Source organism: Lentzea terrae, from assembly GCF_003265345.1.
GTDB classification, from domain to species: Bacteria; Actinomycetota; Actinomycetes; order Mycobacteriales; family Pseudonocardiaceae; genus Lentzea; species Lentzea terrae.
In genome coordinates this window covers 106687-109212 of record NZ_QFWW01000010.1, presented here as the reverse complement: position 1 = coordinate 109212, position 2526 = coordinate 106687, and the positions used below count along the sequence as shown (strand labels likewise).

Here is a 2526-nt window from a genome sequence, read left to right as displayed (position 1 = left end):
GCTCAGCGGCCAAGCCGCTGAGCGGGCCGTCGAGGCCGTGCTCAGAACGCGGTGTAGCCGCCGTCGACCGGCAGGACCGCTCCGGTGATGTAGGTCGATTCCGACGACGCCAGGAAGAGCACCGCGTCGGCGACCTCCTCCGGGGTGGCGAGGCGCTGGAGCGGGATCTGGCTCTCGCGCTCTCGACGGTAGGCCTCGGGGTCGGCGTTGCGCTGGAACGACGCCTCGATGATCGGCGTGACGGTCAGGCCGGGGGCGACCACGTTGACGCGGATGTTGCGCGCGGCCCACTCGATCGCCGCGCCCTTGGCGAGCATGATGAGGCCGCCCTTGGCCGCGGAGTACAGGACTTCGCCCGCCTTGCCGACCATGCCGAGCCGGGAGCTGACGCAGACGAACGAGCCTCCCGCGGCGGGCATCAGCGGCGCGAAGTGCTTCATCACCAGGAACGCGCTGAGCAGGTTGCTGTCGAGCACGTTCTTCGCGGCCTCGCAGGTCATCTCGGTGAGCGGGCTGCTCGCCTGCAGGCCGTGGTTGAGGACGACGACATCGACGGTGCCGAACGACTCGGCGGCCTGGCGGGCGAGGGCTTCGACGAACGCCTCGTCGTTGAGATCGCCGGGGACGTACAGGTCGTCGGGCTGAGCCGTGTCGAGCCGCTCCCTCCGGCTGGTGAGCAGCAGTCGTGCGCCCTCGCGGCGGAAGTGCGAACTGATCGCCTCGCCGATTCCGCTGCCGGCGCCGGTCACCAGGGCCGTGACGTTGTCGAGTCTCATGTCGGGCAACTCCTGTGGGTCAGCTGAGGAATCCGCGGGCGTCGATCGGCCATCGTTGCAGCGACGTGCCCGTGCTGTCGGTGACGATCAGCTCCTCGAAGTTGATCACGACCGGGCAGACGTGGTTCGGCACCACCGGGAGCACGGTGCCGATGCCGGGGCGGAAGTCACCGGCGGGCAGCCCGAGGAATCCGTGGTACTCGTTGAGCTTGGTCAGGACGGCCTTCGTGCCGGCGATGCCGCCGTAGCCGCGTTCGGCGCTGCCCTCCCGGCTGAGGGCTTTGGTGCCCGCATCGACGATGACCTGGTCGGGGACCCAGTCGCTGACGACCGTGGTGGCGACGAACAGTGCGACCTGGTCGTCCGTGCAGGCGCCGAGCCGGGTGTTGTCCAGGTCGCAGAAGACGTACTCGCCAGGGCGGATCTCGGTGATCACGCTGCCGCGGGTGAACTCGACGGTCGGGGTGGAGCCGGCACTCACCACCTGCGCGGTGATCCCGACACCGGTGAGGCTGCGCACCGCGGTGACGAGCGCGGCCTCCTGGTCCCGCGCGGCGCGCACGCGAGCGTCCGGACCGGCGCTGCCGTGACCCGGATACGTGAAGACACCGACCGGCACCAGGCCGCGCCGGAGGGCGGCCAGCGCGAGGTCGCCCGCGAGCTCGGGCGGTGCCCCGGAGCGACGGGCGCCGCAGTCCACCTCGATCACGATCTCCAGCCGCTCCGGTTCGCCCGCCATCGCGTCGGCGAGTGCGTCGATCGCCGCGACGTTGTCCACGCCGACCCGCAGCCGGACGGACTCGGTCAGCCTGCGCAGCCGCGCGCCCTTGGTTCCCGAGGGCCAGACCGGGTAGGCGAGGAAGATGTCGTCGAATCCGGCCGCGGCGAAGACCTCGGCCTCACCGACGTTGCCCGCGGTGATGCCGATCGCTCCCGCCGCGAGCTGGCGCCTGCCGATCTCGACGCACTTGTGCGTCTTGACGTGCGGCCGGACGTCAAGACCGTGCTGGTCGGCGAAGGCCTGCATGCGGTCGATGTTGTCCTGCATGACGTCGACCAGCACGATCGGCGCCGGGGTGTCGATCCGCCCTGCCAGGGCGGCGAGCGCTCGCTGGATCCGGCTCACGTCGCACTCCTCTCCTACACCGCGGTGCAGACCATCTGGATCTCGACCGGACTGTTGCGCGGCAGGCCCGCGACGCCGATCGCGGTGCGCGCGTGCCGCCCGTTCTCACCGAGCACCTCGACGAGAAGGTCGCTGGCCGCGTCGGCGACCCGCGACTGCTCGCCCAGATCCGGCGTGCTGGCCACGAAGACCAGCATCTGCACGATCCTGACCCGGTCCAGGTCTCCCACCGCGTCCGCGGCGATCGCGAGCGCGTTGAGGGCGGTCTGGCGGGCGAAGTCGCGCGCCGTCGCCACGTCGACGTCCCGGCCGACGATGCCCTGGCCCAGCAGCACGCCGTCCCGGTACGGCAGCTGGCCCGAGATGTAGATGCTCGAGTCCACCGCCTTGTGGTTCACGAAGTGCGGGCTCGCACCGAACCCGAGGGCGGGCAGCTCCAGACCGAGAGCACGGAGCCGATCCGTTGCCTTCACAGCACTTTCGATCACAGTCACAGCACCCTTTCCAGGAACTCTTGGGTTCGTTTTTCGCGTGGGTTGGCGAGTACTTCGCGGGCGTCGCCGCGTTCGACGGCGATTCCGTTGTCCATGAACAGGACTTCGTCGGCGACGTCGCGGGCGAAGG

Annotated in this window: 3 protein-coding genes; all 3 read right to left on the bottom strand. The window is 70.2% G+C overall.

The window, feature by feature from the left end:
- Positions 1 to 41: 41 nt before the first annotated feature.
- Genes DI276_RS17470 through DI276_RS17460 form a run of 3 tightly spaced genes read right to left on the bottom strand, consistent with a single transcriptional unit; the run spans position 42 to position 2390 of the window.
- On the bottom strand, positions 42 to 776 hold the full coding sequence (locus DI276_RS17470; RefSeq protein ID WP_112264550.1) for an SDR family NAD(P)-dependent oxidoreductase: 735 nt from the start codon (positions 774 to 776) through the stop codon (positions 42 to 44).
- A gap of 19 nt (positions 777 to 795) precedes the next feature.
- Positions 796 to 1902 (bottom strand): alanine racemase, encoded by a 1107-nt coding sequence (locus DI276_RS17465; RefSeq protein ID WP_112264548.1) that lies wholly within the window; start codon positions 1900 to 1902, stop codon positions 796 to 798.
- A 14-nt stretch (positions 1903 to 1916) separates the two neighbouring features.
- Positions 1917 to 2390, bottom strand: coding sequence for a RidA family protein (locus DI276_RS17460; RefSeq protein WP_198680714.1), 474 nt, complete (start codon positions 2388 to 2390; stop codon positions 1917 to 1919).
- Between the last annotated feature and the right edge of the window lie 136 nt (positions 2391 to 2526).

Bases quoted from the DNA above. Each gene is read 5' to 3' on its own strand.
- DI276_RS17470 (WP_112264550.1), bottom strand. From the start codon at position 776: ATGAGACTCGACAACGTCACGGCCCTGGTGACCGGCGCCGGCAGCGGA.